General features: G+C 71.6%; 30 protein-coding genes. 19 read left to right on the top strand and 11 right to left on the bottom strand.

Annotated elements, in window-relative coordinates; translation table 11 throughout:
• Positions 1–7: 7 nt before the first annotated feature.
• A complete protein-coding gene (locus tag CI089_RS15540) occupies positions 8–1,660 on the bottom strand; it encodes a thiamine pyrophosphate-binding protein (RefSeq protein ID WP_094262321.1) in 1,653 nt (550 codons plus the stop codon).
• A 156-nt stretch (positions 1,661–1,816) separates the two neighbouring features.
• Positions 1,817–2,173: a DUF7882 family protein gene (locus CI089_RS15535; protein ID WP_094262320.1), complete on the bottom strand. Its 357-nt coding sequence runs from the start codon at positions 2,171–2,173 to the stop codon at positions 1,817–1,819.
• Positions 2,174–2,351: 178 nt separating this feature from the next.
• Here CI089_RS15535 and CI089_RS15530 point away from each other — a divergent pair, with 178 nt between their 5' ends.
• Positions 2,352–2,861, top strand: a complete 510-nt coding sequence (locus tag CI089_RS15530; protein ID WP_094262319.1) for a MarR family winged helix-turn-helix transcriptional regulator — start codon at positions 2,352–2,354, stop codon at positions 2,859–2,861.
• Positions 2,862–2,922: 61 nt separating this feature from the next.
• Here CI089_RS15530 and CI089_RS16675 read toward each other — a convergent pair whose 3' ends face one another.
• On the bottom strand, positions 2,923–3,045 hold the full coding sequence (locus CI089_RS16675; RefSeq protein ID WP_023952386.1) for a hypothetical protein: 123 nt from the start codon (positions 3,043–3,045) through the stop codon (positions 2,923–2,925).
• A gap of 104 nt (positions 3,046–3,149) precedes the next feature.
• Here CI089_RS16675 and CI089_RS15525 point away from each other — a divergent pair, with 104 nt between their 5' ends.
• From CI089_RS15525 to CI089_RS15505, 5 genes are all read left to right on the top strand, one after another.
• On the top strand, positions 3,150–3,368 hold the full coding sequence (locus tag CI089_RS15525; protein ID WP_094262318.1) for a multidrug transporter: 219 nt from the start codon (positions 3,150–3,152) through the stop codon (positions 3,366–3,368).
• Complete coding sequence (locus CI089_RS15520; protein ID WP_094262317.1) at positions 3,365–4,540, top strand: zinc-dependent alcohol dehydrogenase; 1,176 nt, start codon at positions 3,365–3,367, stop codon at positions 4,538–4,540. Before CI089_RS15525 ends, CI089_RS15520 begins: the two co-directional genes overlap by 4 nt.
• Before the next feature lie 24 nt (positions 4,541–4,564).
• Positions 4,565–5,005 carry an SRPBCC family protein gene (locus tag CI089_RS15515; RefSeq protein WP_094262316.1) on the top strand — a complete coding sequence of 147 codons (441 nt, stop codon included), beginning with the start codon at positions 4,565–4,567 and terminating at the stop codon, positions 5,003–5,005.
• 2 nt (positions 5,006–5,007) lie between these two features.
• Positions 5,008–6,456, top strand: a complete 1,449-nt coding sequence (locus CI089_RS15510; RefSeq protein ID WP_094262315.1) for a phytoene desaturase family protein — start codon at positions 5,008–5,010, stop codon at positions 6,454–6,456.
• Between the two features lie 98 nt (positions 6,457–6,554).
• Entirely contained in the window at positions 6,555–7,004 is a 450-nt protein-coding gene (locus CI089_RS15505; RefSeq protein WP_094262314.1) for a MarR family winged helix-turn-helix transcriptional regulator, read from the top strand.
• A 14-nt stretch (positions 7,005–7,018) separates the two neighbouring features.
• Here the strand turns inward: CI089_RS15505 and CI089_RS15500 are convergent, their stop codons facing one another.
• Positions 7,019–7,318: a DUF7882 family protein gene (locus CI089_RS15500; RefSeq protein ID WP_094262313.1), complete on the bottom strand. Its 300-nt coding sequence runs from the start codon at positions 7,316–7,318 to the stop codon at positions 7,019–7,021.
• A gap of 175 nt (positions 7,319–7,493) precedes the next feature.
• Between CI089_RS15500 and CI089_RS15495 the strand changes: the two genes are divergently transcribed.
• The 3 genes from CI089_RS15495 (at position 7,494) to CI089_RS15485 (ending at position 9,151) form a co-directional block, all read left to right on the top strand.
• The gene (locus tag CI089_RS15495; RefSeq protein ID WP_052007611.1) at positions 7,494–7,790 is read left to right on the top strand and encodes a hypothetical protein; all 297 of its coding nucleotides are present in this window, start codon (positions 7,494–7,496) and stop codon (positions 7,788–7,790) included.
• 42 nt (positions 7,791–7,832) lie between these two features.
• A complete protein-coding gene (locus CI089_RS15490) occupies positions 7,833–8,792 on the top strand; it encodes a Gfo/Idh/MocA family protein (protein ID WP_094262312.1) in 960 nt (319 codons plus the stop codon).
• 65 nt (positions 8,793–8,857) lie between these two features.
• Complete coding sequence (locus tag CI089_RS15485; protein ID WP_094262311.1) at positions 8,858–9,151, top strand: hypothetical protein; 294 nt, start codon at positions 8,858–8,860, stop codon at positions 9,149–9,151.
• 13 nt (positions 9,152–9,164) lie between these two features.
• Here the strand turns inward: CI089_RS15485 and CI089_RS15480 are convergent, their stop codons facing one another.
• Positions 9,165–9,620 carry a CinA family protein gene (locus CI089_RS15480; protein WP_094262310.1) on the bottom strand — a complete coding sequence of 152 codons (456 nt, stop codon included), beginning with the start codon at positions 9,618–9,620 and terminating at the stop codon, positions 9,165–9,167.
• Positions 9,621–9,801: 181 nt separating this feature from the next.
• Between CI089_RS15480 and CI089_RS15475 the strand changes: the two genes are divergently transcribed.
• Positions 9,802–10,392, top strand: coding sequence for a DoxX family protein (locus tag CI089_RS15475; protein ID WP_218823045.1), 591 nt, complete (start codon positions 9,802–9,804; stop codon positions 10,390–10,392).
• Between the two features lie 52 nt (positions 10,393–10,444).
• On the opposite strand, the gene CI089_RS15470 is transcribed toward CI089_RS15475, so the two are convergent.
• Entirely contained in the window at positions 10,445–11,050 is a 606-nt protein-coding gene (locus CI089_RS15470; protein WP_094262309.1) for a LuxR C-terminal-related transcriptional regulator, read from the bottom strand.
• Between the two features lie 38 nt (positions 11,051–11,088).
• Between CI089_RS15470 and CI089_RS15465 the strand changes: the two genes are divergently transcribed.
• Both CI089_RS15465 and CI089_RS15460 read left to right on the top strand, forming a co-directional pair.
• Entirely contained in the window at positions 11,089–11,643 is a 555-nt protein-coding gene (locus tag CI089_RS15465; RefSeq protein WP_094262308.1) for a TetR/AcrR family transcriptional regulator, read from the top strand.
• Positions 11,644–11,697: 54 nt separating this feature from the next.
• A complete protein-coding gene (locus tag CI089_RS15460; protein WP_094262307.1) occupies positions 11,698–14,184 on the top strand; it encodes an MMPL family transporter in 2,487 nt (828 codons plus the stop codon).
• A gap of 15 nt (positions 14,185–14,199) precedes the next feature.
• Here CI089_RS15460 and CI089_RS15455 read toward each other — a convergent pair whose 3' ends face one another.
• Together CI089_RS15455 and CI089_RS15450 are read right to left on the bottom strand one after the other, a co-directional pair.
• Complete coding sequence (locus tag CI089_RS15455; RefSeq protein ID WP_094262306.1) at positions 14,200–15,525, bottom strand: NtaA/DmoA family FMN-dependent monooxygenase; 1,326 nt, start codon at positions 15,523–15,525, stop codon at positions 14,200–14,202.
• On the bottom strand, positions 15,522–16,871 hold the full coding sequence (locus CI089_RS15450; RefSeq protein ID WP_094262305.1) for an O-acetylhomoserine aminocarboxypropyltransferase/cysteine synthase family protein: 1,350 nt from the start codon (positions 16,869–16,871) through the stop codon (positions 15,522–15,524). Before CI089_RS15450 ends, CI089_RS15455 begins: the two co-directional genes overlap by 4 nt.
• A 161-nt stretch (positions 16,872–17,032) precedes the next feature.
• Between CI089_RS15450 and CI089_RS15445 the strand changes: the two genes are divergently transcribed.
• Positions 17,033–17,890, top strand: a complete 858-nt coding sequence (locus tag CI089_RS15445) for a sulfurtransferase (protein WP_094262304.1) — start codon at positions 17,033–17,035, stop codon at positions 17,888–17,890.
• Between the two features lie 5 nt (positions 17,891–17,895).
• Here CI089_RS15445 and CI089_RS15440 read toward each other — a convergent pair whose 3' ends face one another.
• On the bottom strand, positions 17,896–18,465 hold the full coding sequence (locus CI089_RS15440) for a flavin reductase family protein (protein WP_094262537.1): 570 nt from the start codon (positions 18,463–18,465) through the stop codon (positions 17,896–17,898).
• Positions 18,466–18,550: 85 nt separating this feature from the next.
• On the opposite strand from CI089_RS15440, the gene CI089_RS15435 reads away from it, so the two are divergent.
• The 3 genes from CI089_RS15435 to CI089_RS15425 all read left to right on the top strand — a co-directional run bounded on the left by CI089_RS15435 (position 18,551) and on the right by CI089_RS15425 (position 21,689).
• A complete protein-coding gene (locus CI089_RS15435; protein ID WP_218823044.1) occupies positions 18,551–19,363 on the top strand; it encodes a nitroreductase family protein in 813 nt (270 codons plus the stop codon).
• Positions 19,364–19,518: 155 nt separating this feature from the next.
• On the top strand, positions 19,519–20,538 hold the full coding sequence (locus tag CI089_RS15430) for a pyridoxal-phosphate dependent enzyme (RefSeq protein WP_094262302.1): 1,020 nt from the start codon (positions 19,519–19,521) through the stop codon (positions 20,536–20,538).
• The gene (locus CI089_RS15425; protein ID WP_094262301.1) at positions 20,535–21,689 is read left to right on the top strand and encodes a cystathionine gamma-synthase; all 1,155 of its coding nucleotides are present in this window, start codon (positions 20,535–20,537) and stop codon (positions 21,687–21,689) included. The genes CI089_RS15430 and CI089_RS15425 overlap by 4 nt, the downstream gene beginning before the upstream one ends.
• A 22-nt stretch (positions 21,690–21,711) precedes the next feature.
• Here the strand turns inward: CI089_RS15425 and CI089_RS15420 are convergent, their stop codons facing one another.
• Positions 21,712–22,212, bottom strand: a complete 501-nt coding sequence (locus CI089_RS15420; protein WP_094262300.1) for a J-domain-containing protein — start codon at positions 22,210–22,212, stop codon at positions 21,712–21,714.
• A gap of 67 nt (positions 22,213–22,279) precedes the next feature.
• On the opposite strand from CI089_RS15420, the gene CI089_RS15415 reads away from it, so the two are divergent.
• Complete coding sequence (locus CI089_RS15415) at positions 22,280–23,356, top strand: FUSC family protein (RefSeq protein ID WP_143739018.1); 1,077 nt, start codon at positions 22,280–22,282, stop codon at positions 23,354–23,356.
• A gap of 63 nt (positions 23,357–23,419) precedes the next feature.
• Complete coding sequence (locus CI089_RS15410; RefSeq protein WP_094262298.1) at positions 23,420–24,007, top strand: PadR family transcriptional regulator; 588 nt, start codon at positions 23,420–23,422, stop codon at positions 24,005–24,007.
• 14 nt (positions 24,008–24,021) lie between these two features.
• On the opposite strand, the gene CI089_RS15405 is transcribed toward CI089_RS15410, so the two are convergent.
• A complete protein-coding gene (locus tag CI089_RS15405) occupies positions 24,022–24,336 on the bottom strand; it encodes a hypothetical protein (RefSeq protein WP_143739017.1) in 315 nt (104 codons plus the stop codon).
• Between the two features lie 384 nt (positions 24,337–24,720).
• Here CI089_RS15405 and CI089_RS15400 point away from each other — a divergent pair, with 384 nt between their 5' ends.
• The gene (locus CI089_RS15400; RefSeq protein WP_094262296.1) at positions 24,721–25,332 is read left to right on the top strand and encodes a hypothetical protein; all 612 of its coding nucleotides are present in this window, start codon (positions 24,721–24,723) and stop codon (positions 25,330–25,332) included.
• Positions 25,333–25,407 lie beyond the last annotated feature (75 nt).

Raw genomic sequence — 25,407 nt, 5'->3', positions numbered from 1 at the left:
GGTCGCGCTAGGAGTTCACCCGCAGGATCTCCTCCTGGTACGGGGCGCGGATCGTCGCCGACACCCGCAGGTCGAGCAGGAGGAACGGGCGCTCATCGGCGGGGCGATCGCGCCACCGGGCGAGGGCCTCGAGATCGTCGAGCGTGCGCACCACGACGCCCTCGCCGCCGACCGCACGGCACAGCGCGGCGAAGTCGACCTCGGGGATGAGCATGGGGGCGGGCGCGAGCCCCTGTGCGCCGTAAAGGTGCACCTCGGCGCCGTATGCGCGGTCGTTCCACACGACCGCGAGCCCGCGGCCTCCCGCCACCCGGACTGCGGACTCCAGGTCGCTGACCGCCATGAGGCCGCCGCCGTCGCCCGTCGTCAGCACGATCGTCGCGTCGGGGCGGGCGCAGGCCGCGCCGGGCACGGAGGGGAAGCCGAGGCCGATCGACTGGTAAGCGGTGCCGACCATCATCATCCGCTCGGGCGACGACACGGGCCAGTACATGTTCGCCCACCCGATGAAGTGGCCGCCGTCCGACACGACGACGCGGTCGTCCGGCAGCAGCTCTCCGATCCGGCGGGCGGCGGACCGCGGGTCGAGGCGTCCGTCGGGGGCGAGCGCGTCGCCGGGGTGGCGGTCGCGCAGAGCGGCGATGTCGAGCGACTCGCGCCAGCCGCTCGCCGGAGCGCCGATCGCGGTGAGCTCGTCGGCGATCGCCCGGGCGGCGAGGGCCGCGTCCGCGCGCAGGTAGAGCCCGACGTGCGGGTGCGTCGCCGTGGGGGCCGTGTCGACCTGGGCGACCATCGTGCCGGGGGAGAACAGGGTCCCGAACCGCATCGTGAACTGGTTCAGCGACGCGCCGACGACGACCACGACATCCGCTTCGCGGATGAGCGACATGGCACCCTCGGCACCGAAACCGCCGGTGACCCCGAGGTCGAACTCCTCCCGCGGGAAGAGCCCGCGCCCGAGGGCGGTGGTCGCGGTCACCGCTGACGTGGCGTCGGCGATGGCGCCGAGCGCGGGCCCCGCTCCGGCGAGCCAGGCGCCGCGTCCGGCGAGGAGGAGGGGACGCTGCGCGCTCGCGAGGGCGCGCGCGATCTGGGTCACGGTTCCGGTCGCGAACGGCGTGGCGGGGGCGAGCGCCGGCGCGCGTCGCGGCTCGGGCGTCTCGGTGAGGGGGCCGGCGTCGGCCTTCGCGACGTCGTAGGGGATCGCGAGGACGACGGGCGAGGAGTATGCCAGGGCGTGCTCGATCGCGATGACGGTGGTGGCCGCGGCATCCGTCCGTCCCGCCGTGTAGGTGCGGACCCCGACGGCCGAGGCGAGGGCGATCTGGTCGACGTCCCAGGGGCGCGGTCCCGACGTGGGCGCATCGCCGACGACCAGGACCAGCGGGGTGCGGGCCTGTGCCGCTTCGGCCAGCGGCGTCAGCGTGTTCGTGAAACCCGCGCCGTACGTCGCGGTCGCGGCGGCGAGGCCTCCGCCGGCCCGATAGTGGGCGTCGGCGGCGACCACGCCGCCCGCCTCATGGCGAAGCGCGGTGAAGGTGACCCCGGGGGAGCGCTCGAGGGCGTCGAGCAGGTGGGCGTTGCCGTTGCCCATCACGCCGAAGACGTGCGAGACGTGCCGGGAGAGGGTGGCGGAGACGTGCGCGGAGACGGAGGGCATGACGATGCCTTTCGAGACGGAACGGTGATCGAGGCCGTATGTGTCTCACGCGCGGATGCCGCTTCGTGCCCATTTTTCGAGCACCGACGGCAACGCCGCCGCCGGACGTTCCGATTATAGGAACGACCGACGACGGCGTGAAGTGTTCGGTACGGGTTACGCCGGGACCTTCAGTCGCGGCACCCCGGCGGTGACCGGGCGCGGCTCGCGCTGCGGGGCCTCGGGGATCTCCTGGTCGAGCGCGACCACCAGACCGGCCGACGAGGTCGCGGCATTGGCCAGGTCGCGGACGGCGGCGGGGTTCAGGATCTCCATGTCCGCGCTTTCGAAGACGAAGCGCAGGGGGATGGACGGCTGCAGCCAGATCGATGAACGGCCCTCGTCGGTCGTCCACGACATCATGAAGCTCTCGTTGCGCCGGAGCTTCGTCGCGATGACGACCTTCAGGTGCGCGAGCAGGCGGTCCGGGATCTCGATTCGGGTGTCGGAGTTTCCGTAGTGGAGCTGTCCCATGCTGTCCTCCTGAGATCGTCGATGAGCGAGGAAAGCGTTGGTTCCCTCGTTAAGTATCTAGCCAGACAAGACAGTTCCTGTCAATTCTTAGATCCTATGTATCTCACCATCTGTGAAAGACAGAATCTGTCAAGCCGAGCTAGTGTTCTAGGATGCTGTCGGAGGAGGTGGCAACCCGATGCCTCAAAACGTCGTCCTGCATGAAGGACTTCATCTCTATGCGGATCAACCTCGCGAGGAGGTCGGCCGTCGGCTGAGCGACGCCGTGCTGCGCCTGCGCCGCGCCGAGCAGGTGCAAGCAGGGCTCGCCGTCCGGGCATCCGAGCTGTCGGCGATCGACTTGACGGCCTTGCGATACCTCGTCCAGGGCCACCGCGACGGCCGCGATCTGGGCCCCAAAGACCTCATCGTCATGCTCGCCACCTCGAGCGCCACCGTGACCAACGTCGTCGAGCGTCTGGCCTCGAAGGGGCTGGTCGAACGCGTCCAGCACCCCACCGACCGGCGTGCGCACTACCTCGTTCCGACCGACGCGGCCGTCGAGCGAGTGGATGCCGCCTTCGCCGCCCATCACCGGGCGATCGTGACCGTCATCGACGAGCTCGACCCCGAGCGTGCCGCCATCGCGGCCGAGGTCATGGACCTCCTCGCCTCCGCTCTCGACGGCGTCGCCGAACGCAGCGCCTGACTCCCGGAAACGAAGCGGGGGCCGGCTCCATATCAGTGGTGCCGGCCCCCGCTTCGTCGTGTCAGCTGTCTTCGCCCTCGGCCTGCGAGGGGTGTCCCGTCGCCTCTTCCGGGGCTTCGCCCGTGTCGGGGTGTTCGGGGTCGGCGCCTTCGGCCTGACTGGGCTTCGCGTCGTCTCGTGACATCGACGGTCTCCTTCCGGGATGGGCTTGTCGTCTCTGGCTACCACGCTTGTCCGGCCCTCGCCATCCCCTCGCCCCGGCGGGGCGGACGTGCTTACGGTCGGCCCATGTCCGACGCATCCGAATCCCTGACCGACGAAGACGCCCGCCGCGAGGAACTGCTGCGCGCCGGCGGATCGACCGAGGCCGACGCCGCGCCGCGGATCGAGACGAGCGAACACGACGGCGTCACGCGCATCGACATCGCCGACACCGCCGCCGTGCGGCCGGGGCCGGGCCCCGGCACGCCCGAAGCCGACGGCGACGAGACGGAGGAGGCGCGATGAAGGCCCTCACCTGGCAGGGACGCCGGAAAGTCTCGGTCGAGACCGTGCCCGACCCGGAGATCCTCGAGCCGACCGACGCGATCGTGCGGATCACCTCGACGGCCATCTGCGGGTCCGACCTGCACCTCTACGAGATCTTCGGACCGTTCATCGACAGCGGCGACGTGCTCGGCCACGAGCCGATGGGTGTCGTCGTCGAGGTCGGGTCGGCGGTGACGAACCTCGCCGTCGGCGACCGCATCGTCGTGCCGTTCAACATCTCGTGCGGGCACTGCTTCATGTGCCGCCGCGGCCTGCAGTCGCAGTGCGAGACGACGCAGGTCACCGAGTACGGCAGCGGCGCGTCGCTGTTCGGCTACACGAAGCTGTACGGCCAGGTCGCGGGCGGCCAGGCGGAGTATCTGCGGGTTCCGCTCGCCGACTACAACCACATCCGCGTCGGCGCCGACCTCCCCGACGACCGGTACCTCTTCCTCAGCGACATCCTCCCGACGGCGTGGCAGGGCGTGGAGTACGCCGATGTTCCCGAGGGCGGCACTCTCGCGGTCATGGGCCTCGGTCCCGTCGGTCAGTTCGTCGCGCGAGTCGGCGTGCATCGCGGCTATCGCGTGCTCGCGGTCGATCCGGTCGCCGAGCGCCGCGCGATGGCCGAGCGGCACGGCGCCGACGTCTTCGACCTGACCGACTCGGTCGTGGAGGAGCTCCGTGACCTCACCGACGGGCGCGGCGCGGACGCGGTGGTGGATGCCGTCGGCATGGAGGCCCACGGGAACCCCGCCGTCTCGGCGGTGCACAAGGCGGTGGGGCTGCTGCCCGATGCCCTGGCTCAGAAGGTCATGGAGACCGGCGGGCTCGACCGGCTGGCCGCACTGCACTCGTCGATCGACATCGTCCGCCGCGGCGGCACCGTATCGATCAGCGGCGTGTACGCCGGCGAGGCCGACATGATGCCGATGAAGACGATGTTCGACAAGCAGCTGAGCCTGCGGATGGGCCAGTGCAACGTCAAGCGGTGGATCGACGATCTGCTGCCCCTCGTCGAGGACCCCGCCGACCCGCTCGGGGTGATGGATCTGACGACCCACCGCGCGCCGCTGGCGGACGCGCCGGGCCTCTACGAGACTTTCCAGAAGAAGGAGGACGGCTGCATCAAGGTGGTGCTGCAGCCGTGACTCCGCTCCGGAGAGGAGACGGTCATGTCGCGTAACGTCCGACTCATGCACTGCGCCCCCGAAGACGTCTTCGCCGTCCTGAACGACGGCTGGCTGTTCCCGGCCTGGGTCGTCGGTGCGTCGCGCATGCGCGATGTCAGCCCGGCCTGGCCTCAGAAGGGGTCGCGCCTGCACCATTCGTTCGGGGTCTGGCCCTTCGTCATCGACGACAGCACATCGGTGCTCGAATTCGATCCGCCGCATCGCATGGTGCTGCAGGCGCGCGGCTGGCCGATCGGCGAGGCCCACATCACCATCGACGTCAAGCCGCGCGGCGACGATTGCGTCGTGCGCATTCAGGAGGTGGCTGCGGAGGGGCCGGGATCGTTCATCCCGCAACCGCTGCTCGACCTGCCGCTGCACGTGCGCAACGCCGAGACGCTGCGCCGGCTCGCGCACCTGGCGGAGGGCGGCGCAGGACGGTGACGATGGACTACGACGCCGTCATCGTCGGCTCCGGGCCGAACGGGCTGGCGGCGGCCGTCACCCTGGCGCGCTCGGGGCTCTCGGTCGCGGTGTTCGAAGCCGAGGACCACGTCGGCGGTGGCGCGGCGACAGGCGAGATCACGCTTCCGGGCTACCGGCACGACCTCTGCTCGGCGGTGCACCCGCTCGCATTCGAATCCGCCTTCTTCCGCGAGTTCGGACTGCGCCGCCGCGTCGAGTTCGTCGTGCCTGAGGTGTCGTACGCGCACCCTCTCGACGGCGGCGCAGCGCTGGCGTACCGCGACCTCGACCGCACCGCCGAGGGGCTCGGTGCCGACGGCCGCGCGTATGCCCGGCTGATGGCGCCGCTCGTCGAACGCGTGCGCGGCATCGCAGACTTCACCGGGGGATCGCTGCTGCGCGTTCCCGGCGATCCGATCGCCGCGGCCTGGTTCGGCCTCCGCACGCTCGAGCAGGGGACGCCGGCATGGAACATGCGGTTCCGCGAGCAGGCCGCCCCGGCGCTCGTGTCCGGGGTCGCGGCTCACACCATCCTGGGGCTTCCCAGTCTCGCCGCCGCCGGCGGCGGGCTCGCACTGGCCACATACGGTCACGCGCGGGGGTGGCCGATCCCGATCGGCGGCAGCGGGGCCATCGTCCAGGCCATGGTCGACGACATCCGCGCCCACGGGGGCGAGCTGTTCGCGGGGCGCCGCATCCGCTCCCTCGACGAGCTGCCCAGCGCCCGCGCCGTTCTGCTGGACGTCACTCCGCGGGCCCTCATCGGGATGGCGGGGGAGCGGATGCCGGCCCGGTACCGCCGCCGTCTCGAGCGCTTCCGCTACGGCGACGCCGTCGCGAAGGTCGACTTCGCCTTGTCGGCGCCCGTGCCCTGGCGTGATCCGGCGATCGCGCGCAGCGGCACCGTCCACGTCGGCGGTACGCGGGCGGAGATCGCCGCGTCCGAGAATGCGGTGCGGGAGGGGCGCCTGCCCGACGCGCCCTACGTCCTGGTCGCCCAGCCGTCGCTGTTCGATGAGACCCGCGCTCCGGCGGGACACCACACGTTGTGGGCGTACACGCACGTCCCCGCCGGCAGCGAGGTCGACCGCACCGAGGCGATCGTCCGGCAGATCGAGCGCTTCGCGCCGGGCTTCCGGGAGACGATCGTCGCCACTCACTCCGAGACCGCGCGGCAGGTCGCCGCCCGCAACCTGAACTATCCCGACGGCGACATCTCCGCCGGGGTGCCCTCGCTCGACCAGCTGATCGCGCGCCCCGTGCTCGCACGAGACCCGTGGCGAACACCGATGGGCGGCGTCTACCTGTGCTCCTCGTCGACCAGCCCCGGGCCGGGCGTCCACGGGCTGGGTGGCTGGTGGGCGGCCCTGAGCGCGCTGCGGCACGAGTTCGGCGTGCGCACGCGTCCCGACCTCTCGCCGCGTCTGTGACGCGTCTTTACGGGCGGCCGGCCGCGGAGTCAAGCGGCAGACCGCCGAATCTCGGCGCTCCTACAGTGGACGCATCATCGACGTCTGCGGGAGGTCCCATGGTGTCCGGTGCGTCCGAGCCCGAATCCGTCGCACGCGCGGTCGAACGGCTGCGCCTGGCAGAGGCCAGCCTGGCGCGGCGACGCCAGAGCGACTGCGGTCCGAGCGAGACCGCGCGCGCCGCGATGCGCGTCGTGTACGACAGCGCGGATGCCGGCAAGCGCGTCACGCCGACCGACATCGCCGCGACGCTCGGCATCTCGACGCCGACGGCGACCACGATGCTGAAGCGGCTGCACGACGGGGGACTGGTCGCGTTCCAGCGCAATCCCGACGACGGCCGGAGCAAGTACGTCGTTCCGACGGACCGCAACGCCGATGTCGAGGGCATCGACCCGCTCACGCTCCGCGTCCGCGACATCGCGCGCGGACTCGACGAGGACACCGCGGCGAAGCTGGCGACGCTCCTCGACGCGATCGCGGACGCGGTCGATGAGGAGTGCCGCTGAGGCAGGCGACGTCGTCAGGCGTCGGCGGTCGCCGGCTCCGGGATCACGCGCAGGCCGTTCGTGCCGCCGGCCTCGAGCATGAGGGCCTCGACCCAGTGCCGATTGATCGTCGGCGGCCGGCTGCCGCTGAAGAGGAACACCATCGGGACGGCCGGGTGCACCCAGACGCTGAACAGCCCGCTGTCGGTCGAGCGGTGGAACATGAACGGCTCGTTGCGACGCAGCTTGTTCATGAAGACCACCCGCAGATGAGCGAGCAGACGGTCCTCGATGTCGAACGTCCGCCCCTGGCTTCCGTAAACGAGTGTTCCCACGCACGCGAGGGTAGTGGCCCGGTTCTGCCTAACTAATTCCGGTTAGTTAGGCGAACTAGGTAGGCCGTGTTGACGCCGTGTAAACCCCGTGTGAACTTCTGTCAAGCCGGTAGGTGCGGCGGATCCGGGGCGGGACACTCGATGCAGAGCGACGGGAGTGGTCATGGTCTTGGATATGTCACCGATCGCCCGCAAGCCCAGCGCGGTGAGGCTGGCCACGTCGGGCGCTCTGCGTCAGTTGCCCACCCGGCGGCCCGAGGCCCCCAGCGCCGAGGCGGACGTGCGGTGGGAGCTCGTCGACGTCGATCGCTACGAGGTGCGCGAGGGCGAGGTCATCCTCGGGTACATCGACGTCGTGGGTGCTGTGTTCGTGGCCCTCGGCGGACCCTGGTACTCCGCCGCCGTCGAACTGCGTCAGACGCTTCGTTTCGACGAGGCGGTGCAGACGCTGCGCTCGACCCGGCGCCACTGACTCCGTCCGGAGCCCCGGTCACCCCCTCCTAGGCTGGAGGGCATGATCCGGATCGCGACCGTCGGCACGAGCGTCATCACCGACGCCTTCATCGGTGCGGCATCCCGTACGCCCGGTATCGAGGTGGTGGCCGTGTCATCGCGCGATGGCGCGAACGCGCGGGCGTATGCCGATCGCCTCGGCGTCGAGGGAGCGTTCGCCGGCCTGGAAGCCGCTCTCGCCGATCCCGGTATCGATGCGGTCTACATCGGCTCGCCCAACTCTGCGCACGGGGCACAGGTCGCCGCGGCGATCGCGGCCGGCAAGCACGTGCTCGTCGAGAAGCCTGCGGTCGGCTCCGCCGGCGAGTGGGACGATCTCGTCGCGCGCTCCCGACGTGCGGGGGTGGTGCTCATCGAGGCGATGCGCACGGCCTACGACCCCGGCATCGTCGCCGTCCGCGACCGGGTCGCGTCGCTCGGCACCCTCCGCCGCGCCTCGTTCCACTACGCCAAGCGGTCCTCTCGCTACGACGCCGTGCTCGCCGGCGAGACTCCGAACATCTTCGATCCCGCGATGGGTGGCGGCGCGCTCGCGGACCTCGGCGTGTACGGTGTGCACGCCGCCGTCCTCCTGTTCGGCGAGCCCGCCCGGGTGTCCGCGTCCGCGGTGACGATCGCCACCGGAGCCGACGGGGCGGGCCTCGCGATGCTGGAGTACCCGGGGCTGATCGTCGACGTCGGCTACTCGAAGATCACGACGGCGGCCAGACCGAGCGAGATCCAGGGTGAGACCGCGACGCTCCTGATCGATCATCTGGCCAGCCCGCGTCGGATCACGCGCATCGACGCGTCCGGTGCGTCGTCGGAATGGACCTCGGACGCCGCGGTCGACACCCTCGACGGCGAGGTCGCGCGCTTCGTGGAGCTCGTCGGCGGTGCGGCGGCACCCGACGAGGATCAGGCTCGCACGTCGGCGACGCTGCGCACGCTCGAACGGATCCGTCGCGCCGCGGCCGGCTGACGCATCCGCGGGTCGTGCTGTCAAGGCCCTGGGGTTCCGCCGGGGCCGTGACGCAGGCTCGGACCATGCAACACACGGGACTGCGCTGGGACGAGATCGCTGAGGATGCCTGGCGGGTATGCGATCCCGCTCGCCCGTCCTCCGATGCCGCTGCCGTCGTCGCCTACGTCGAGCGACGCCGCGACGGCGTGTACGAGGTGGTGTGGCTGTGCGGCACCGCGGGAACCGAGACTTTCGTCGCGATCGGCGAGGCGGCGTTCGCCATCTCCGAGCGGCATGCGGCGTCGCGCCGCACCGGTTCGCCCCTCGCGACCAAGCCGATCCCCATCGCGCACCGCCCGCCGCTGTCGACCGCCTGAGCCGCGAGCGCGCTCAGCGTCGCATCCGATCGATGAGCAGCCCGAGGGCCGCGTTGACGCTGCCGTCGATGACCTGCTCGGGCTCGCCGTCGAGTTCGAGCAGCACGTGCCCGGTGGCGTCGCCGTCGCTCCACCCGAGGTAGACGGTGCCCGGCTCGTGCCCGTCGTGGGGCTCGGGACCCCCGACGCCGGTCGCCGATACCGCGAGGTCGGCTCCCGTGAGGTCGCGCACCGCCCGGGCCAGCTGCTCGGCGCACTCCGGCGAGCAGGGATCGATGCCCTCGGCCAGGTCCAGGACCCGGTGCTTCGTCTCGAGTCGGTAAGCCACGACCCCGCCGGCGAACCAATCGCCCGCGCCCTCCGCGGCGCCGATCGTCGCGGCGAGGTTGCCCGAGGTGAGCGATTCCGCGACGGCGATCACGGTGCCCGTCTCCTGTGCGCGGCGTGCGAGTTCCTCGATGTGGGTCATATCTCCTCCTGGCGCGACCCTAAGCACCGCGACGGGCCACGGGCGCGGGGATTGTCCCCGGTCCGGCGCGGTGGTACACGCGGGAGACACCGGATGCGGATTGGGACTTTCGTCCCTATCCATGACCGCTCGTTCGCGAGATAGTTATGTGGTCAGACCACATACGACGAAGGAGACAGAAATGACCACGCACGCGGTCCACGCAGCCATCCCCCGCACGGAGGCTCGGACCCGCACTCAGGCGATCGCCCGCCAGGACGAGATCGTGACCTCGCTGACCGGCCGCCGCACCCTCGCTGCGCTGCGCTACGCGACCGGCTTCATCTTCCTCTGGGCGTTCCTCGACAAGCTGCTCGGCCTCGGCTTCTCGACGCCGTTCGAGCGGGCGTGGATCAACGGCGGCACCCCGGCGCAGGGCTTCCTCAACAGCCCTGCCGTGACCGGACCGCTCCAGCCCTGGTTCCAGAGCATGGCGAGCCCGCTCGCCGACATCCTGTTCATGGCGGGCATGCTGGCCATCGGAGTCGCCGTCATGTCGGGCATCGGTCTCCGCGTCGCAGCGGTCGCCGGAACCCTCGTCATGCTCTTGATGTACCTCGCCGAGTGGCCGTTCGCGTGGGGTGCGGCATCCACCAACCCCCTCGTGGACTACCACATCGTCTATGCGCTCGCACTGATCGTGATCGCCGTGCTCCACGCCGGCGACACGTGGGGCCTCGGCGCCATGTGGAAGAAGCTGCCTCTCGTGCAGCGCTTCCGGTGGCTCGTCTGACACCGAGTCGCCCCGCCGAAGGCGCGGATCCCACCGGGGTCCGCGCCTTCGCTCATTCGTGCTCGGGTTGCGCCGCGAGCAGCGCGGCCTGCGTCCGGCTCGTGACGCCGAGCGTGCGCATGATGCCGGTCAGGTGGTTCTTGACCGTCTTCTCGGCGACGCCGAGCTCGGTCGCGATGGCGCGGTTCGACAGTCCGCGCGCGACCAGGGCGAGCACCTCCCGCTGGCGGCGGGGGAGGGCCTCCGGCGGAGATGCCGGGGGTGAGGCGGCCCGCAGAGTCGCGCTCAACGGGTGCCCCGACCCGACCCGGCGCACGGCCTCGACGAGCTCGCCCGCGGCGACGTCTTCGAGAAGGAAGGCCGCGGCGCCCGCGGCGGCACTCGCGGTGCGCGCGGCGTCGTCATCCGCGGCGCTGAGGACGATGCACCGCAGGTGCGGGTCCACCGCCCGCAGGGCGCGGCACACCTGCGCGCCGTCGCCGTCGGCGAGCCGGTACCCGATGATCGCGACATCCGGCCGCGTCACCTCGGCGCGGGCCGCCGCCTGACGGGCGGTGGCCGCCTCGGCGACGACCTGCAGGCCCGTCGCCGCGTCGATCAGGTCGGCGACGCCCCGGCGGACCAGGTCGTGGTCAGCCAGGACGAGCACGGCGAGCATGGGCTCCACCGTAGCGCCCGGCTCGTTACGGTGGAGGGATGGACGAGCACCGGGCCGGTCCGCGGCGCAGCGAACAGGCTCGGTTGGCGGTGCTGACGGCAGCGGCCGAGCTGATCGCGCAGAGCGGATACGAGAACCTCACGATCGAGGCGATCGCCCGGCACGCCGCCGTCGGCAAGCAGACGATCTATCGGTGGTGGCCGTCTCGCGCCGCGATCCTCACCGAAGCGCTGCTGGAAGGGATGATCTTCCGGCAGCAGCTCGCGGTGCGCGACACGGGGGACCTCCGCCGCGACCTGACCGAGTGGATGTCGCGGGTGTGGACCGTGCTCGACGCCCCGCAGGGGCGTCTGCTGCTGCGGTCGCTCGTCGCGGCCGCGACCGAGCACGCCGCGATCGGTGAGCTCATGCGCGACCGGCTGAGCGCCGACGGCGGCATCCGGGCGCGCGTCGTCGCGCACGGCGATCCGACTCTCGCCGCGGTCGAGATCGGCGACGCGATCGCGGGCTGGATGATGATGCAGGCGCTCCTGGGCGCTGCCCCGACGCCCGACAGCATCCGGGCGATCGTCCACGTCCTCGTACCGGGTTAGGGTTGACGAGACGTCGCGTCTCGTCAAGGCGTCCGCATCCCGAAGGAGTCGCCGATGGCCGAGCTGCTGTACCGCCTGAGCAAGGGAGCCGCCCGCCGCGCCTGGCTCGTCGTCGTCGCCTGGGTCGCCGTGCTGGGTATCGCCGGCGGCGCCTTCGCGCTCGGCTTCGGCGGGCTCTCGTCGAGCTTCGACATCCCGGGGACCGCGTCATCGAAGGTCACCGACCAGCTGGCCGACGAGCTGCCCGACTTCGCCGGCGCGGCGGGCACGGTCGTGTTCCACGCCGAGGACGGCGCGCTCACCGACGACCAGCGCGCGGCGATCTCCGATCTCGTCGCCTCCGCCACGGATCTGCCCGACGTCGCGACGGTCAACGACCCGTTCGAGGCCGAGGCGCAGCGAGCGGCGCAGGCCCAGCAGCTGGCCGACGGCCAGACTCAGATCTCCTCCGCGCGCGACCAGCTCGACGCCGGACAGGAGAAGCTCGACCAGGGGACCGCGCAGCTCGAGGCGGGCCAGGCCCAGCTCGACGCCGCGCGGGCCCAGCTCGAGGCTGCGGGCGCCCCCGCCCAGCAGCTCGCGGCGCTCGACGCCCAGCAGGCCCAGCTCGACGCCGGGCGCGCCGAGCTGGAGCGGCAGCAGGCGACCCTCGACTCCGGCCGGGCCGAGCTCGAGGCGCAGGCCGAGACCGCCGACCTCGGCGGGCGCCTGCTCGACCTCGCCGACGGCATCGCGCTGGTCTCGCCGGACGGCTCGACCGCGACCGTGAACGTCGCCTTCACCCTGCCGCGCCTCGAGCTGCCGCAGGACGCGAAGGACGCTGTCGTCGAGCACTTCACCGCCGAGCCGATCGACGGCGTCGAGGTGGGCTTCTCGACCGAGATCTCGCAGGGAGTGCCGAAGATCCTCGGCGTCGGCGAGGCCGTCGGCGTCGCGGTCGCCGCCGTGGTGCTCCTCGTCATGCTCGGCAGCCTCATCGCCGCCGCCCTCCCGCTCGTCACCGCCATCGTCGGAGTGGGCGTCGGCGTGCTCGGGGTGCTCGCACTGTCGGGAGTCGTGCAGATGGCGTCGGTGACGCCCGTGCTGGGTGTGATGCTCGGGCTCGCGGTCGGGATCGACTACGCCCTGTTCGTGCTCAACCGGCACCGCAAGCAGCTGCTGCGCGGTATCGGCCTGCACGAGTCGATCGGCCTCGCCGGCGGCACCGCCGGCAACGCCGTCGTGTTCGCCGGATCGACGGTCGTCGTCGCCCTGCTCGCCCTCAACATCACCGGCATCCCGTTCCTCGGTCTCATGGGGACGGCGGGAGCCGTCTGCGTCGCCATTGCGGTGCTGATCGCGATCACCCTGCTGCCGGCGCTCCTGGGGCTGCTCGGGATGCGTGTGCTCGGTCGCCGTGCCCGCGCCCGCGTCGGAGCCCCCGACGCCGTATCGACCCCGACGCGCGCGATGCCGACCTGGCGCGCGATCACCACCGCCGTCGTGTCGGTCGGGCTGCTGCTCGCCCTCGCGGTTCCGGCACTGTCGATGCGGGTGGGCCTTCCCGATGGAGCATCCGAGCCCGAAGGGTCGTACGGCCAGCGTGCGTTCGAGCTCACCGAGGACGCTTTCGGCCCCGGCGCGAACTCGCCGCTGCTCGTGACCGCGAGCCTCCCGGAGGGCCTCGACGACGCCGGGCGTCTGCGCGCACAGGTCGCGGTGGCCGAAGCGATCGCCGGGCGCGAGCATGTGAGCGCCGTCGCCCCGATCGCCGTCTCCGACAGCGGGTCGATCGCCGCGTTCCAGGTGATCCCCACCGAGGGGCCGAGCAGCGTCGCGACCGAGGACCTGGTGCGCGACCTGCGCTCACTGCCTCCGGTCGACGGCGAGTACGCGCTCGGCGTCGCCGGTCAGGCCGCCATCAACATCGACATCTCCGAGGGGCTCGTCGGCATCCTGCCGATCTACCTCGCGGTCGTCGTGGGGCTCTCGCTCGTGATCATGATCGTCGTCTTCCGCTCGCTCGTGGTCCCCCTCATCGCGACGGGAGGTTTCATCCTGTCGCTGTTCGCCACCTACGGCGCCGTCGTCGCCGTCTTCCAGTGGGGGTGGGGCGCCGAGCTCATCGGCCTGCACACGACCGGCCCGATCCTGAACTTCCTCCCGGTGATCCTCGTGGGCATCCTCTTCGGGCTCGCGATGGACTACCAGCTGTTCCTCGCGTCGGGGATGCGCGAGGCGTTCGTGCACGGCTCCGAGGCGCGCCTGGCGGTCATGCAGGGCTTCCGCGCCGGGCGCTCGGTCGTCATCGCGGCCGCGCTGATCATGGTGTCGGTCTTCGGCGGCTTCATCTTCGCCGAGGCGACGATCATCCGCTCGATGGGCTTCGGCCTCGCCTTCGGCATCCTCGTCGACGCGCTCGTCGTACGGATGCTGCTCATGCCGGCGCTCATGCACCTCATCGGGCGCGGCGCGTGGTGGCTGCCCCGGTGGCTCGACCGCATCCTGCCGGATGTCGACGTCGAGGGTGCCAAGCTCGAGCGCACCCACCCGCACGTCTGAGCGCGCCGGTCGGGGTCAGAACGCGTCGAGGTCGGCGCGCAGGCCCCGACCGGTGTGCTCGGTGCGCAGGATGCCGCGCCGCCGCAGCACCGGCACGAGCTCGTCGAGCGCGCGGTGGAGGGTCACGGGGTGGAAGTCGCCCGAGAAGATCAGGCCATCGTTGTCGGCGTCGTCGCCCAGCGCCTGGATGACGTCGGCGATCTCCTCCGCGGTTCCCACCGTTCCTCCCGCGCCGTCGGTCACGCGTCCCAGCCGCGCCTTTCCGGCGAGGATGTCGCGCAGCGGCGCCTCGGAGAAGTCGGAGTATCGCCCGAGCAGCCCCCGGATGGTGCCCTTCGAGACGTGATCGCCGAAGATCGCGGGATCGAGCGGGCGGTCGAGGACGAGCGACGTCAGGTCGGTCTCGAGGTCGCTCGACCACGCTTCGGCGACCTCGAGGAGGGTCGCCTCGTCGGGATGACGCGACGCCTCGACGATGCGTTCGGCCTCGTCGGCCGAGCTCGCGACGATCGGCTTGACGACGAAGAGAGTCTTGATCGCGTCGGCATCCCGTCCCGCCGCGACCGCCGCCTCGCGCACCCGGGTGCGGTAGGCGCGGATGCTCGCGGGATCGAGGTTCGACAGGGCGAGCTGGATCTCGGAGTTCGCCCCGGCGAAGCCGATGCCGCGCGGCGAGCCGCCGGGGGAGGCGACGATCGGGTCGCCCGCGGGCAGGGGCTCGGCGTTGAGGGGACCGTCGAACGAGTAGTACTCGCCCCGGTGCTCGACGGCGCGGATCTTCGAGCCGTCGGCGTAGATCTGCGTGTCGGGGTCGGCGATCAGGGCGTCGTCGTCCCAGCTGTGCCACAGCAGGCGGAGCGCATCGAGCCATTCCTGGGCGCGGTCGTACGCCGCGTCGTGCCCGAGGCGCTCGGTGCCGAAATGATGCGCCGACCCGACGTCGGTGACGACGTTCAGGCCCAGCCGGCTGCCGCTCAGGTGCTGCAGCGACGCGAACTGGCGGGCGGCGAGGTACGGCGGCCAGGCGGCCGGGTTGACCGTGGGGATCACGCCGAGGTGCTGCGTCGCGGCGAACAGATACGGTGCGAGCGTCCACGGGTCGTGCTTGGGACCGCCGTAGGCCTTGCGCACCCGCAGGTTCAGCGTCTCGGGCGTGATGCCGACCGAGAGCGCATCCTCGATGAGGACGAAGTCGAAGCCCGCCTGCTCGAGCTCGCGGGCCGAGTGCTGGTAGAGGTCGGGCTTCTGCCACGGCCAGTTCCACCGCTGGTACGGCCGCGCCCAGCCGTGGGGCCCGAACCCGCGCGAGAGGAACCACCCGAAGTGCTGGGTGCGCGTCATGCCGACACGGTTTCCGGCAGGTCTTCCGGCACGACGCCGGTCGCAGCGCGGGCGGCGTCGAGTCCGCGCTCGAGGTCGGCGATGAGGTCGCCGGCATCCTCCAGCCCGACCGAGATGCGCAGCAGCCCCGGACCGACCCCGATGCGCGCGAGGTCGGCGTCGTCGCGGCTCGCGTGGGTGGTCGTCGCCGGATGCAGCACGAGCGAGCGCACATCGCCGAGGTGGGTCATCGGGGTGAACAGCCGCACGCTGCGGGTGAAGGCCTCCGCCGCTGCCCGTCCGCCGGTGAGGGTGAAGGAGAACAGCGCTCCCTGTCCCGCCGGCAGAAGGCGTACGGCGAGATCGTGGTCGGGATGCGACGCGAGTCCGCTGTAGTCGACGCCGGCGACCTCCGGGCGGGCCTCGAGCCAGGCGGCGAGAGTCGCCGCGGTCTGCGACTGGCGCTCGACCCGCAGCGACAGGGTCTCGATGCCCTGCAGCAGCAGGAAGGCGTTGAGGGGCGAGGGCGAGGGGCCGAAGCGCATCGCGACGCGGCGCGCGGTGTCGAGGAAGGCGCGCTCGCCCGAGCGTTCGACGAACGTCCGGCCGTCGGGCCCGGTCTCGGCCGCGATCTGGCGGAACCGGCCCGGTACGGCATCCCAGGCGAAGCGTCCGCCGTCGATGATGACGCCGCCCAGGCCGGTGCCGTGGCCCGACAGGAACTTCGATGCGGAGTGGATGACGATGTCGGCGCCGAGTTCGAGCGGGCGCAGCAGGTACGGCGTCGCGAGGGTCGAATCGACGACGAGCGGGATGCCGTGCCGGTGCGCGACCTCGGCGACGGCCGGGATGTCCAGCACGCCGCCGCGCGGATTCGCGATGGTCTCGGCGACGAGCGCACGGGTGCGCGGGCCGATCGCCGCCTCCCAGGCGGCGGGGTCGCGCGGATCGTCGACGAAGTCCGTCGTGATGCCGAGGCGCCCGAACTCGGAGCGCAGCAGTTCGCGCGTGCCCTCGTAGATCGCAGAGGCCGCGACGATGTGGTCTCCCGACTCGAGGATCGTCAGCAGTGCCGTCGTCGTCGCGGCCTGGCCGCTGCCGACGAGCAGCGCGCCGACGCCGCCCTCGAGGTCGGCGATGCGCCGCTCAGCCGCCGCCGCGGTCGGATTGCCGACGCGCGTGTAGCTGAAACCCGTCGCGGGGTCGGCGAAGCGGCCCTCGCCGTCGGCGATGTCGTCGAACTCGAAGCCGGCGGTCAGGTAGATCGGGGTCGCGCGCGAGCCGTACGCGTCGAAGCCACGGGCGCCCGCGTGCAGCTGACGCGTCGCGAAGGCGAGGGATTCGGGGTGGTTCTCGAGACCGGGCATGGGGGGAAGAGTACGGCGGGCTGCCTCGGCGGCGCTTCCGTGTCGTCATGCAGAGTCACGCGGTAGCGCGCGGCCGCCGTCGTGTGTCGCTCTGTGTTCTCCCGTTTCCGACTGTTTCGGCTGCGTTCACAGCGGGATCGTGTCGTGGCGACCATGGGGTCATGTCCCCCCTGGTGAGCGTCGACGAGCTCGCCGCCGAACTCGCTGCGGACGCTCCCGTGCGTCTGCTGGATGTCCGGTGGCGACTGGATCGCGCCGAAGGACGCCCCGACTATCTGCTGGGTCATCTGCCCGGTGCCGTCTACGTCGATCTGGAACGCGAGCTCGCGCGTCCCGGGGTTCCCGAGCAGGGACGGCATCCGCTGCCCGACCGCGCCGATCTCGAGGCCGCGGCCCGTCGCTGGGGCGTGAGCGCCGGCGACCGGCTCGTCGCGTACGACGACAACGACGGCGTCGCCGCTGCGCGTGCGTGGTGGCTGCTGCGTCGTCACGGCCTCGACGTCCGGGTGCTCGACGGCGGCTTCCGCGCCTGGGTCGCGTCGGGGCGTCGCCTGGAGCACAGCGACCGCGCCGCCGTGGCGGGCGATGTGTCGCTCCCCGAGGGAAGCGGCGGTCTCGCCACCATCGACGAGGCGGCCGTCGCCCCCGCTCGCGGGGTGCTGCTCGACGTGCGCGCCCCCCAGCACTACCGCGGTCAGGCGGTGGGCACCGATCCCGTCAGCGGGCACATCCCCGGAGCCCTCAACCTCCCGACGGTGGCCCACATCGCGCCGGACGGTCTCCTGCGTGGTCCGGACGAGATCCGCACGTCGCTCGCGGCGGTGGGGATCGGCCAAGACACGGATGTCGTCATCACGTGCAGCTCGGGTATCGCCTCGGCGCACACCTCGCTGGCCTTCGCGGTGGCCGGCTACGGCCGGGCGCGCGTGTTCGCGGGATCGTGGAGCCAGTGGTCCCGTGACCCCGGCCGGCCCGTCGCGACGGGGGCGAGCCCGGCGGCGGCGATCGGCGTCGTCTGACGGGATCAGTCGCGGATGGCGGAATCGTCGCTGAGACGGTGCCACGTGCGGTTGTGGTAGACCAGCGCATCGCCGTGACCGCCCGGCTCGACGTCGCGCTCGACGTGCGACTGCAGGGCGTGGCCGGCGATGACGATGGACCCGCCGGCATCCATCCGCGACACGACCGCGCAGCGGACCCACGCCCGCACGCCGCGGTACACGGGTTCCCCCGTCGTCAGCCGCGACCAGGCCGAGGTGTCGGCGAAGCGATCGATGCCGCTCGTGGCGCCGAGCTTCGCCAGCGGCAGATCGTCGGCGTCGAGCAGGTGCACCACGACGGTCTCGGCGGTGGACAGCACCGCCGACGCGGAAGACTGAGCCGACACCGAGAACACCAGGAGCGGCGGGTCGGCGCTCACCGACGAGACGGAGGTCGCCGTCAGCGCGACCGGGCCGTCACCCGCGTCGGCGGTGATGACGGCGACCCCGCCGGGGTGCCCGCGGAAGAGCGTCTTGAACTCATCGGCGGACAGCGAGCCGCCCAGATGACGGGAGGGGTGCTCCGCGGACGGGTCGATGTTCGGCTGCGACATGATCACGACGTTAGTAACCACGACGGCCCATCACATGTTCCGTGAACGTCGGAGACGGTCGATGACGCCGTGTAACGTTCCCCGCGTGACGACGGAACCACACGACGGCTGGTCTCGGCGGTACGGCTCTGCCGCGCCCGAGCGCCTTCCGCGCAACGACGTGCTGGAGCTCCTCTACCGCCATCGCTCCGTGCGGCGGTTCGTGCCCGGCGAGATCGACGATGCGACGCTGACCGCGATCATCGCGGCCGCCCAGTCGGCCTCGACGAGCTCGAACCTTCAGGCATGGTCGGTGATCGAGGTGCGCGAGCCCGAGCGGCTCGACGCCCTCGCACAGCTCGCCGGCGACCAGGACTTCATCCGCCGGGGCGGCGTCTTCCTCGTCTTCGTCGCCGACTGGGCGCGTGCGCGCGAGCTCGCGCATCGCGCGGGGGAGCCGTCGGATGCCGTGCAGTACATGGAGAGCACGATCGTCGGCTTCATCGACGCGGCGCTGGCCGCCCAGAACGCCGTCGTCGCCGCTGAATCGCTGGGTCTGGGAGCCGTCTACGTGGGCGCCGTCAGAAACCACCCGGAGCAGATCGCCGACGTGCTCGAGCTTCCCGACGGGGCCTTCCCGGCGTTCGGCGTCGTGCTCGGGCGCCCCGATCCGGATGACCGGGCGGGGGTGAAGCCGCGGCTGCCGCAGCAGGTCGTCCGCCACCGCGAGATCTATCGCCTGCCGGATGACGCCGAGATCGCCGCGTACGAGGAGGCCGTCACGGGGTACTACCGCACGCAGGGCGAGCCGCGGGGCTGGCTGCGTGCCGCGATCGCCCGGGTGCGGGATGCCGCGAGCCTGCACGGGCGCCACACGATGCGTCGCTCCCTCGAACGCCGCGGGCTGACGTCGCGCTGATCCGGCGAGCGGAACCCTCGACAGCGGTCGGGCCCTGGCTTAGGGTGGACGGGTGCAGACCTGTCGTTGTTGTCGCTGAGCGCCGCCGCGCTCACCTCAGACGACCCCGACAGCACCCGCGCCTCTGAGCGCGCGGACACCGTGAGGACACCCTCGTGCGCTACGCAGAGAACATCGCCGAACTCGTCGGCAACACCCCGCTCGTCCGCCTGAACCGCGTCGCGACCTCGACGCGGGCGACCGTGCTCGCCAAGATCGAGTACTTCAATCCGGGCAGCTCCGCGAAGGATCGCATCGCCGCGAGGATCGTCGAGGCCGCCGAGCGCGACGGGCTGCTGCGCCCCGGCGGAACGATCGTCGAGCCCACGAGCGGCAACACCGGTGTCGGCCTCGCCCTCGTCGCGCAGCAGCGCGGCTACCGGATGGTCTTCGTCGTGCCCGACAAGTTCGCGGGCGAGAAGGTCGCCGTCCTGAAGGCGTACGGCGCGGAGGTCGTGATGACCCCCACGAGCGTGCCGCCGGAGCATCCGGATTCGTATTACAGCGTCTCGGACCGGCTCGCGCGGGAGATCCCCGGCGCCTTCAAGCCCAACCAGTTCGCCAACGCCGCCGGGCCGCGGGCGCATTACGAGACGACCGGACCCGAGATCTGGCGCGACACGGCGGGGCGCGTGACGCACTTCGTCGCCGGTGTCGGCACCGGCGGCACGATCACGGGCACGGGGCGGTACCTGCGCGAGGCTTCCGGCGGAGCCGTCACGATCGTCGGCGCCGACCCCGACGGGTCCATCTACAGCGGCGAGATCGGCCGCTACCTCGTCGAGGGCGTCGGCGAGGACTTCTGGCCCGAGACCTTCGATCCGTCCGTGGTCGACCGCTACGAGCGGGTGGGCGACCGCGAGTCGTTCGCGATGACCCGCCGCCTCGCACGCGAGGAAGGCCTGCTCGTCGGCGGTTCGTCGGGCATGGCCGTCGTCGCCGCGCTTCGGACGGCACGCGACCTCGGACCCGATGACGTGGTCGTCGTGCTGCTGCCCGACCACGGCCGCGGATACCTCTCGAAGATCTACGACGACGACTGGATGCGCGCCCACGGGTTCGCCGATCTCGTCGACGAGCCCGCTACCGGCACCCCCGATCACCGCACGACCCACGACACCAGGAGCGACGCATGAGCACGCACGATTCCGCCCGCGGCCTCGCGAGCCTCGCCGTCCACGCCGGCCAGGAGTTCGACCCCACCACCGGCGCGGTCATCCCGCCGGTCCACTTCTCGACGACGTTCGCACAGGACGGCATCGGCGGGCTCCGCGGCGGCTACGAGTACGGTCGCTCGGGAAACCCGACCCGCACGGCGCTCCAGGTGCAGCTCGCCGCGCTCGAGGGCGGGGCGCACGGCTTCTCGTTCGCCTCGGGGCTGGCCGCCGAGGACGTGCTGCTGCGCGCCGCGCTGAGTCCCGGTGACGAGGTGCTTCTCGGCAACGACGTCTACGGGGGCACGCATCGTCTCATCGCCCGTGTCCTGGCCCCGTGGGGTGTGAAGCTGCGCGTCGTCGACATGAGCGACCTCGCCGCGGTGCGGGCTGCGGTCGCCGAGGGCGCGCCGCGCGTGCTGTGGGTGGAGACACCGTCGAACCCGCTGCTGCGCATCACCGATATCGCCGGCCTCGCGGCCATCGGACACGAGGCCGGCGCGCTCGTCGTCGTCGACAACACCTTCGCGACCCCCGCGCTCCAGCGTCCGCTCGAGCTCGGGGCCGATGTCGTCGTGCACTCCACGACGAAGTACCTCGGCGGGCACTCGGACGTCGTCGGCGGCGCGCTCGTGCTCGACGACGATGCGCTCGCCGAGAAGATCGGCTTCCTGCAGTACGCCGCGGGAGCCGTGTCGGGACCGATGGATGCCTGGCTCACGACGCGCGGCATCAAGACGCTCGATGTCCGCATGCAGCGCCACAGCGAGAACGCCGGGGCCATCGCCGCGTTCCTGGAGCGACACGATCGCGTCGCCCGCGTGTTCTACCCCGGGCTCGCCTCGCACCCGGGACACGAGCTGGCCGCGTCGCAGATGACCCGGTTCGGGGGCATGCTCTCGCTCGCGCTCGAGTCCGGCGAGGCGGCGCGTCGCTTCGCCGAGTCGACGCGGTTGTTCCAGCTCGCCGAGTCGCTCGGCGGGGTCGAGTCGCTCGTGAACTACCCCGATGCGATGACCCACGCCTCGGTCCGCGGTACGGAGGCCGCCGTGCCGGTCGAGGTCGTGCGGCTCTCGGTGGGCATCGAGTCGGTCGACGATCTGCTGGCCGACGTGGAGCAGGCGCTGCGCTGACCTCGCGGAGCCGGAGGGCCGCTCAGCGTCGGAACAGCCGCCGGCGCCGCCGCGGCTCCGCCGGGGGAGCGGCCGAGGCCGCGGCGGCGGCCTCGGTGCGACGCTGACGCCAGGCGGTGACCTCCGTCTCGATGTCGTGCGTCGGTGTGACCACGGGCGGTCCGCCCTGCAGCTGCCGGCGGGCCTCGATGACGCGCCGGTTGAAGTCGGTGACGTACTCGCGCACATCGTCCTCGCGGGTGAGCGCGTCGACGCGGGCGTCGAACTCGGCGTGCTCGATGCGCAGCGTCAGTGCGGGCGGACCCAGGCCGGTGAGCTGCTCCTCGCGGATCTTCCGCTTGATCCACCAGTCGGGATCGTGGTGCGGGCCGAGATCGGCGATGGGCTTGCCGGCTCCCGGCAGATCGTCGAAGTCGCCGCGGCGGATGGCCTGCTGGATCGCCGTCTCGATGTAGGCGGCTCGTTCGCGCGCGCCGGGCGCGGGCGTCTCCGGCGGCGGGGATGCGGGGGAATCGTCGCTCATGTCGTTCTCCGCCTCCAGGCTACGTGCCGACGCGCGGGCGTCGCCGTTCTCGCGAGACAATGGGGTAATGCCGTTTTCGCCCGCACCGACGCCCGACGATTCCGGCCGGTGGCGGCGTGAGGCGGGCGAGCTGGGCCGCAGCCTGACACGATTCGGGCCGTCGCCGGGACCACGCTGGCATCTGGGGCTGCAGGCTGCGCTCGCCATGGCGCTGCCCGTCGTCGTGCTCTCCGCGCTGGGGCTCGAGAGCATCGCGCTGCTCGCGGCGACCGGAGCGTTCGCGACGCTCTACGGTGGTCGTCTCTCGCCGCGCGAGCGCCTGCGCTTCGTCCCGATCGTCGCGGCGGTGCTGTGGTCGTGCGCGGCGGTCGGGGTCGTGGCCGCGATGATCGGCCCGGTCGCGGTGGCTATCGGCCTCGTCGTGGTCGCCGTCGCGGCATCCGTTCTGGTCTTCGGCCGCTCGGTCGGTCCGCCGGGCCCGCTGTTCGCGGTGCTCATCTACGGCCTGTCGGCGCACGTCACGGCGCCGCAGTCGTCGCACGCGGTGAACCCGGCGCTGTATCTCGGTGTCCTCGCGGCGTCGCTGCTGTTCGGGTGGCTGGTCACGGCCGCCCCTCTCGTACGGCGCTCGCACCGCGGCACGAAGCCTCGGTCGATGCGCTCGCTCTTCCCCGCGGCCGGGCACGAGGCGACGACGCGGACCCTCGTCGTGCGCACCGCCACGGTCGCGCTCGTCGGCACGGTGATCGCGCTGCTCGTCGATCCCGAGCGCGCCTACTGGATCGTCGGGGCAGGGATCGCCGTCCTCGGAGTCAGCGCGAGTCGCCGCGTCGCGCTGTCGCGCGGCATCCACCGGGCGCTCGGCACCGCGGCGGGGGCGGCCGTGTTCCTCGCCATCAGCGTCGTGCCGCTCGGCGGCGTGGTGCTCGGTCTCGTGCTCGGTGCGCTGCAGTTCGTCATCGAGCTCGTCGTCGTCCGCCACTACGCGCTCGCGCTCGTCTTCATCACCCCGCTGGTGCTGCTCATCCTGAGCGCGGCGGGAGCCGGCGGCCCGGAGCTGGCGGTCGAGCGCGTCGTCGACACCGCGGTGGGTGTCGGGCTCGGCATCCTCAGCAGCGTGATCGTGGTGGGCCCGCGGCGATAGTCCGTTCGATACCCGGTATGCATATACTCGCAAACTACATACCCGGTATGCGAAAGGACGACCGTGTCGGTTCGACTCAGCCTTCTGGCGATCCTCGATCAAGGCCCCTGCTACGGCTATCAGCTGCGGGCGGAGTTCGACCGTCGGACCGGGTCGACGTGGCCGCTGAACGTGGGCCAGATCTACAACACCCTCGATCGGCTCGAGCGGGACGGTTTCGTCGAGAAGGGGTCGGTCGACGGGCAGGGCCACGTCTACTGGCAGATCACGGATGCCGGGCGCGCCGAGGTCGCGTCATGGTTGGGCTCGCCCGTCGAACGGCCGGCGGGCACACGGGATGAGCTCGCGATCAAGCTCGCGGTCGCGGCGACCCTCCCCGGAGTCGACGTCGGCGAGGTGATCGCGGCGCAGCGTCGCTCCTCGCTCGCGAGGCTGCAGGAGCTCCGCACTTCCGAGTACGCCGGCGCGAACCCCGAGGGCCCCGAGGAGCTCGCCTGGTCGCTCGTGGTCGATTCCATGGTCTTCGCGGCCGAGGCCGAGGTGCGGTGGCTCGATCACACCGAGCAGCGCCTCGCGCAGCATCCCGGCCGCGCCATCGCGATCGAGCTGTCGACGGAGAAGCCCAAGCGCGGGCGCCCGGTCAAAGCCTGAGTTCAGCCGAGCCTTCACCCGGTAGCCCAGAAGTCGGGGCGGACCTCGGCGATGGGGGCGAGCTCGTCGCGCAGGCGGCGCCAGATCGCCAGGCCGGTCTCGAACGAGTCGGCGGGGACCGGGCCGTCGGGTCCCGCGTCTTGGATCGCGCCGTCCCAGGCGAGGAGCTCTCGCGTCAGGTCATCGCTGATCCCGAGACTGCGCGGGTCGACGACGTAATCGTCGGTGAAGCTCTCCCACAGCGGGCTCGAGGCCCATCCCGAGAACATGCGGATGACGCGCCGTCCGTCGGGGAGCACGGGCGGCTCGCCGCGACGGGAACGCGCCATCAGGTAGCGATCCTGCATCTCGCGACGACGTTGCCATTCGACGCCGTCGGTCGGGGTGTCGTCGTAGTCGTAACCCGACAGCCAGACCAGACCCCGTTGCGCTCCCTCCCCGCGGACCAGCGCGACCGACCAGAGGTGGCGGTCGCCCTCGTGTCACGGCGATCGGCGAGCTCTGCGCGCATGACGCAGAGCCTACGCGGGCCGGATGCCGCGCTCTCAGGCGACTGCCAGGAAACCGCCGCGATCCGCATGAGGGCGCGGATCGCCGACGCTCCAAACGGTGGCGGATGCACGGTTTTCGCTCGAGGTGTCCAATCCGCATCCGGGCTCGTCCCGGATAGCCCCACGTGCCGCAATCCAGCGCACGTGACGGAAGGAAGAGACATGCGTACGAACCTGAAGCGAGCAGCAATCTTCGGCACGGCGGGCCTGGGTGCCGCCGCGATCGCCACCGCCGGATTCGCCCTGCCCGCGTCGGCTGACGACACCACCGCAGTCGACTCGTCCACCACCGACACGACCACCACCACGGATGTCGCGTCGTCGTTCGACGCGCTGTCGACGTGGATCGACGGCGTCCTCGAGGCCAACGGCAACGGCGTGGGCGAGAACGCGAACGTCGGCAACCTCGGACTTGAGGGCGGCCTCGTCAACGGTCCGCTGATCAGCGATGTCGGCAACGGTGCGCTGCTCTCGGGCAACGACACGCCGATCGCCTCGGGCAACGACACCGCCGTGGAGGCCCCGGTCGATGCCCCCGTCGTCTCGGGCAACGAGACCGGTAACGGCAACGAGGTCGGCAACGGCAACCAGACCGACACCGACCTCGGCAACGGCACGGATGTCGGCACCGGTGACGTCAGCACGGGTGAGGTCAGCACCGGCGACGTCACGAGCGGAATCGGCAGCACCGTCGACAACCTCGTCGGCGGCATCACCTCGGATGTGACCTCCGACGTCGACGACCTCGTCGGCGGCATCCTCGGCGACCGCTGATCCACTGGATCCGGTCCGACCGAGAGATCTCGAAGGGCGGCACGCGGCTTCGGCCGGTGCCGCCCTTCGGCGTGC

This window comes from Microbacterium sp. Yaish 1, from assembly GCF_002245215.1.
Taxonomy (GTDB): Bacteria; Actinomycetota; Actinomycetes; order Actinomycetales; family Microbacteriaceae; genus Microbacterium.
Note: the sequence above shows the minus strand (reverse complement) of the source record. Positions and strands in the feature narration are given on the sequence as shown.

Bases quoted from the DNA above. Each gene is read 5' to 3' on its own strand.
- CI089_RS15540 (WP_094262321.1), bottom strand. From the start codon at position 1,660: ATGCCCTCCGTCTCCGCGCACGTCTCCGCCACCCTCTCCCGGCACGTC.
- CI089_RS15535 (WP_094262320.1), bottom strand. From the start codon at position 2,173: ATGGGACAGCTCCACTACGGAAACTCCGACACCCGAATCGAGATCCCG.
- CI089_RS15530 (WP_094262319.1), top strand. From the start codon at position 2,352: ATGCCTCAAAACGTCGTCCTGCATGAAGGACTTCATCTCTATGCGGAT.
- CI089_RS16675 (WP_023952386.1), bottom strand. From the start codon at position 3,045: ATGTCACGAGACGACGCGAAGCCCAGTCAGGCCGAAGGCGCCGACCCC.
- CI089_RS15525 (WP_094262318.1), top strand. From the start codon at position 3,150: ATGTCCGACGCATCCGAATCCCTGACCGACGAAGACGCCCGCCGCGAG.
- CI089_RS15520 (WP_094262317.1), top strand. From the start codon at position 3,365: ATGAAGGCCCTCACCTGGCAGGGACGCCGGAAAGTCTCGGTCGAGACC.
- CI089_RS15515 (WP_094262316.1), top strand. From the start codon at position 4,565: ATGTCGCGTAACGTCCGACTCATGCACTGCGCCCCCGAAGACGTCTTC.
- CI089_RS15510 (WP_094262315.1), top strand. From the start codon at position 5,008: ATGGACTACGACGCCGTCATCGTCGGCTCCGGGCCGAACGGGCTGGCG.
- CI089_RS15505 (WP_094262314.1), top strand. From the start codon at position 6,555: ATGGTGTCCGGTGCGTCCGAGCCCGAATCCGTCGCACGCGCGGTCGAA.
- CI089_RS15495 (WP_052007611.1), top strand. From the start codon at position 7,494: ATGTCACCGATCGCCCGCAAGCCCAGCGCGGTGAGGCTGGCCACGTCG.
- CI089_RS15490 (WP_094262312.1), top strand. From the start codon at position 7,833: ATGATCCGGATCGCGACCGTCGGCACGAGCGTCATCACCGACGCCTTC.
- CI089_RS15485 (WP_094262311.1), top strand. From the start codon at position 8,858: ATGCAACACACGGGACTGCGCTGGGACGAGATCGCTGAGGATGCCTGG.
- CI089_RS15480 (WP_094262310.1), bottom strand. From the start codon at position 9,620: ATGACCCACATCGAGGAACTCGCACGCCGCGCACAGGAGACGGGCACC.
- CI089_RS15475 (WP_218823045.1), top strand. From the start codon at position 9,802: ATGACCACGCACGCGGTCCACGCAGCCATCCCCCGCACGGAGGCTCGG.
- CI089_RS15470 (WP_094262309.1), bottom strand. From the start codon at position 11,050: ATGCTCGCCGTGCTCGTCCTGGCTGACCACGACCTGGTCCGCCGGGGC.
- CI089_RS15465 (WP_094262308.1), top strand. From the start codon at position 11,089: ATGGACGAGCACCGGGCCGGTCCGCGGCGCAGCGAACAGGCTCGGTTG.
- CI089_RS15460 (WP_094262307.1), top strand. From the start codon at position 11,698: ATGGCCGAGCTGCTGTACCGCCTGAGCAAGGGAGCCGCCCGCCGCGCC.
- CI089_RS15455 (WP_094262306.1), bottom strand. From the start codon at position 15,525: ATGACGCGCACCCAGCACTTCGGGTGGTTCCTCTCGCGCGGGTTCGGG.
- CI089_RS15450 (WP_094262305.1), bottom strand. From the start codon at position 16,871: ATGCCCGGTCTCGAGAACCACCCCGAATCCCTCGCCTTCGCGACGCGT.
- CI089_RS15445 (WP_094262304.1), top strand. From the start codon at position 17,033: ATGTCCCCCCTGGTGAGCGTCGACGAGCTCGCCGCCGAACTCGCTGCG.
- CI089_RS15440 (WP_094262537.1), bottom strand. From the start codon at position 18,465: ATGTCGCAGCCGAACATCGACCCGTCCGCGGAGCACCCCTCCCGTCAT.
- CI089_RS15425 (WP_094262301.1), top strand. From the start codon at position 20,535: ATGAGCACGCACGATTCCGCCCGCGGCCTCGCGAGCCTCGCCGTCCAC.
- CI089_RS15420 (WP_094262300.1), bottom strand. From the start codon at position 22,212: ATGAGCGACGATTCCCCCGCATCCCCGCCGCCGGAGACGCCCGCGCCC.
- CI089_RS15415 (WP_143739018.1), top strand. From the start codon at position 22,280: ATGCCGTTTTCGCCCGCACCGACGCCCGACGATTCCGGCCGGTGGCGG.
- CI089_RS15405 (WP_143739017.1), bottom strand. From the start codon at position 24,336: ATGGCGCGTTCCCGTCGCGGCGAGCCGCCCGTGCTCCCCGACGGACGG.
- CI089_RS15400 (WP_094262296.1), top strand. From the start codon at position 24,721: ATGCGTACGAACCTGAAGCGAGCAGCAATCTTCGGCACGGCGGGCCTG.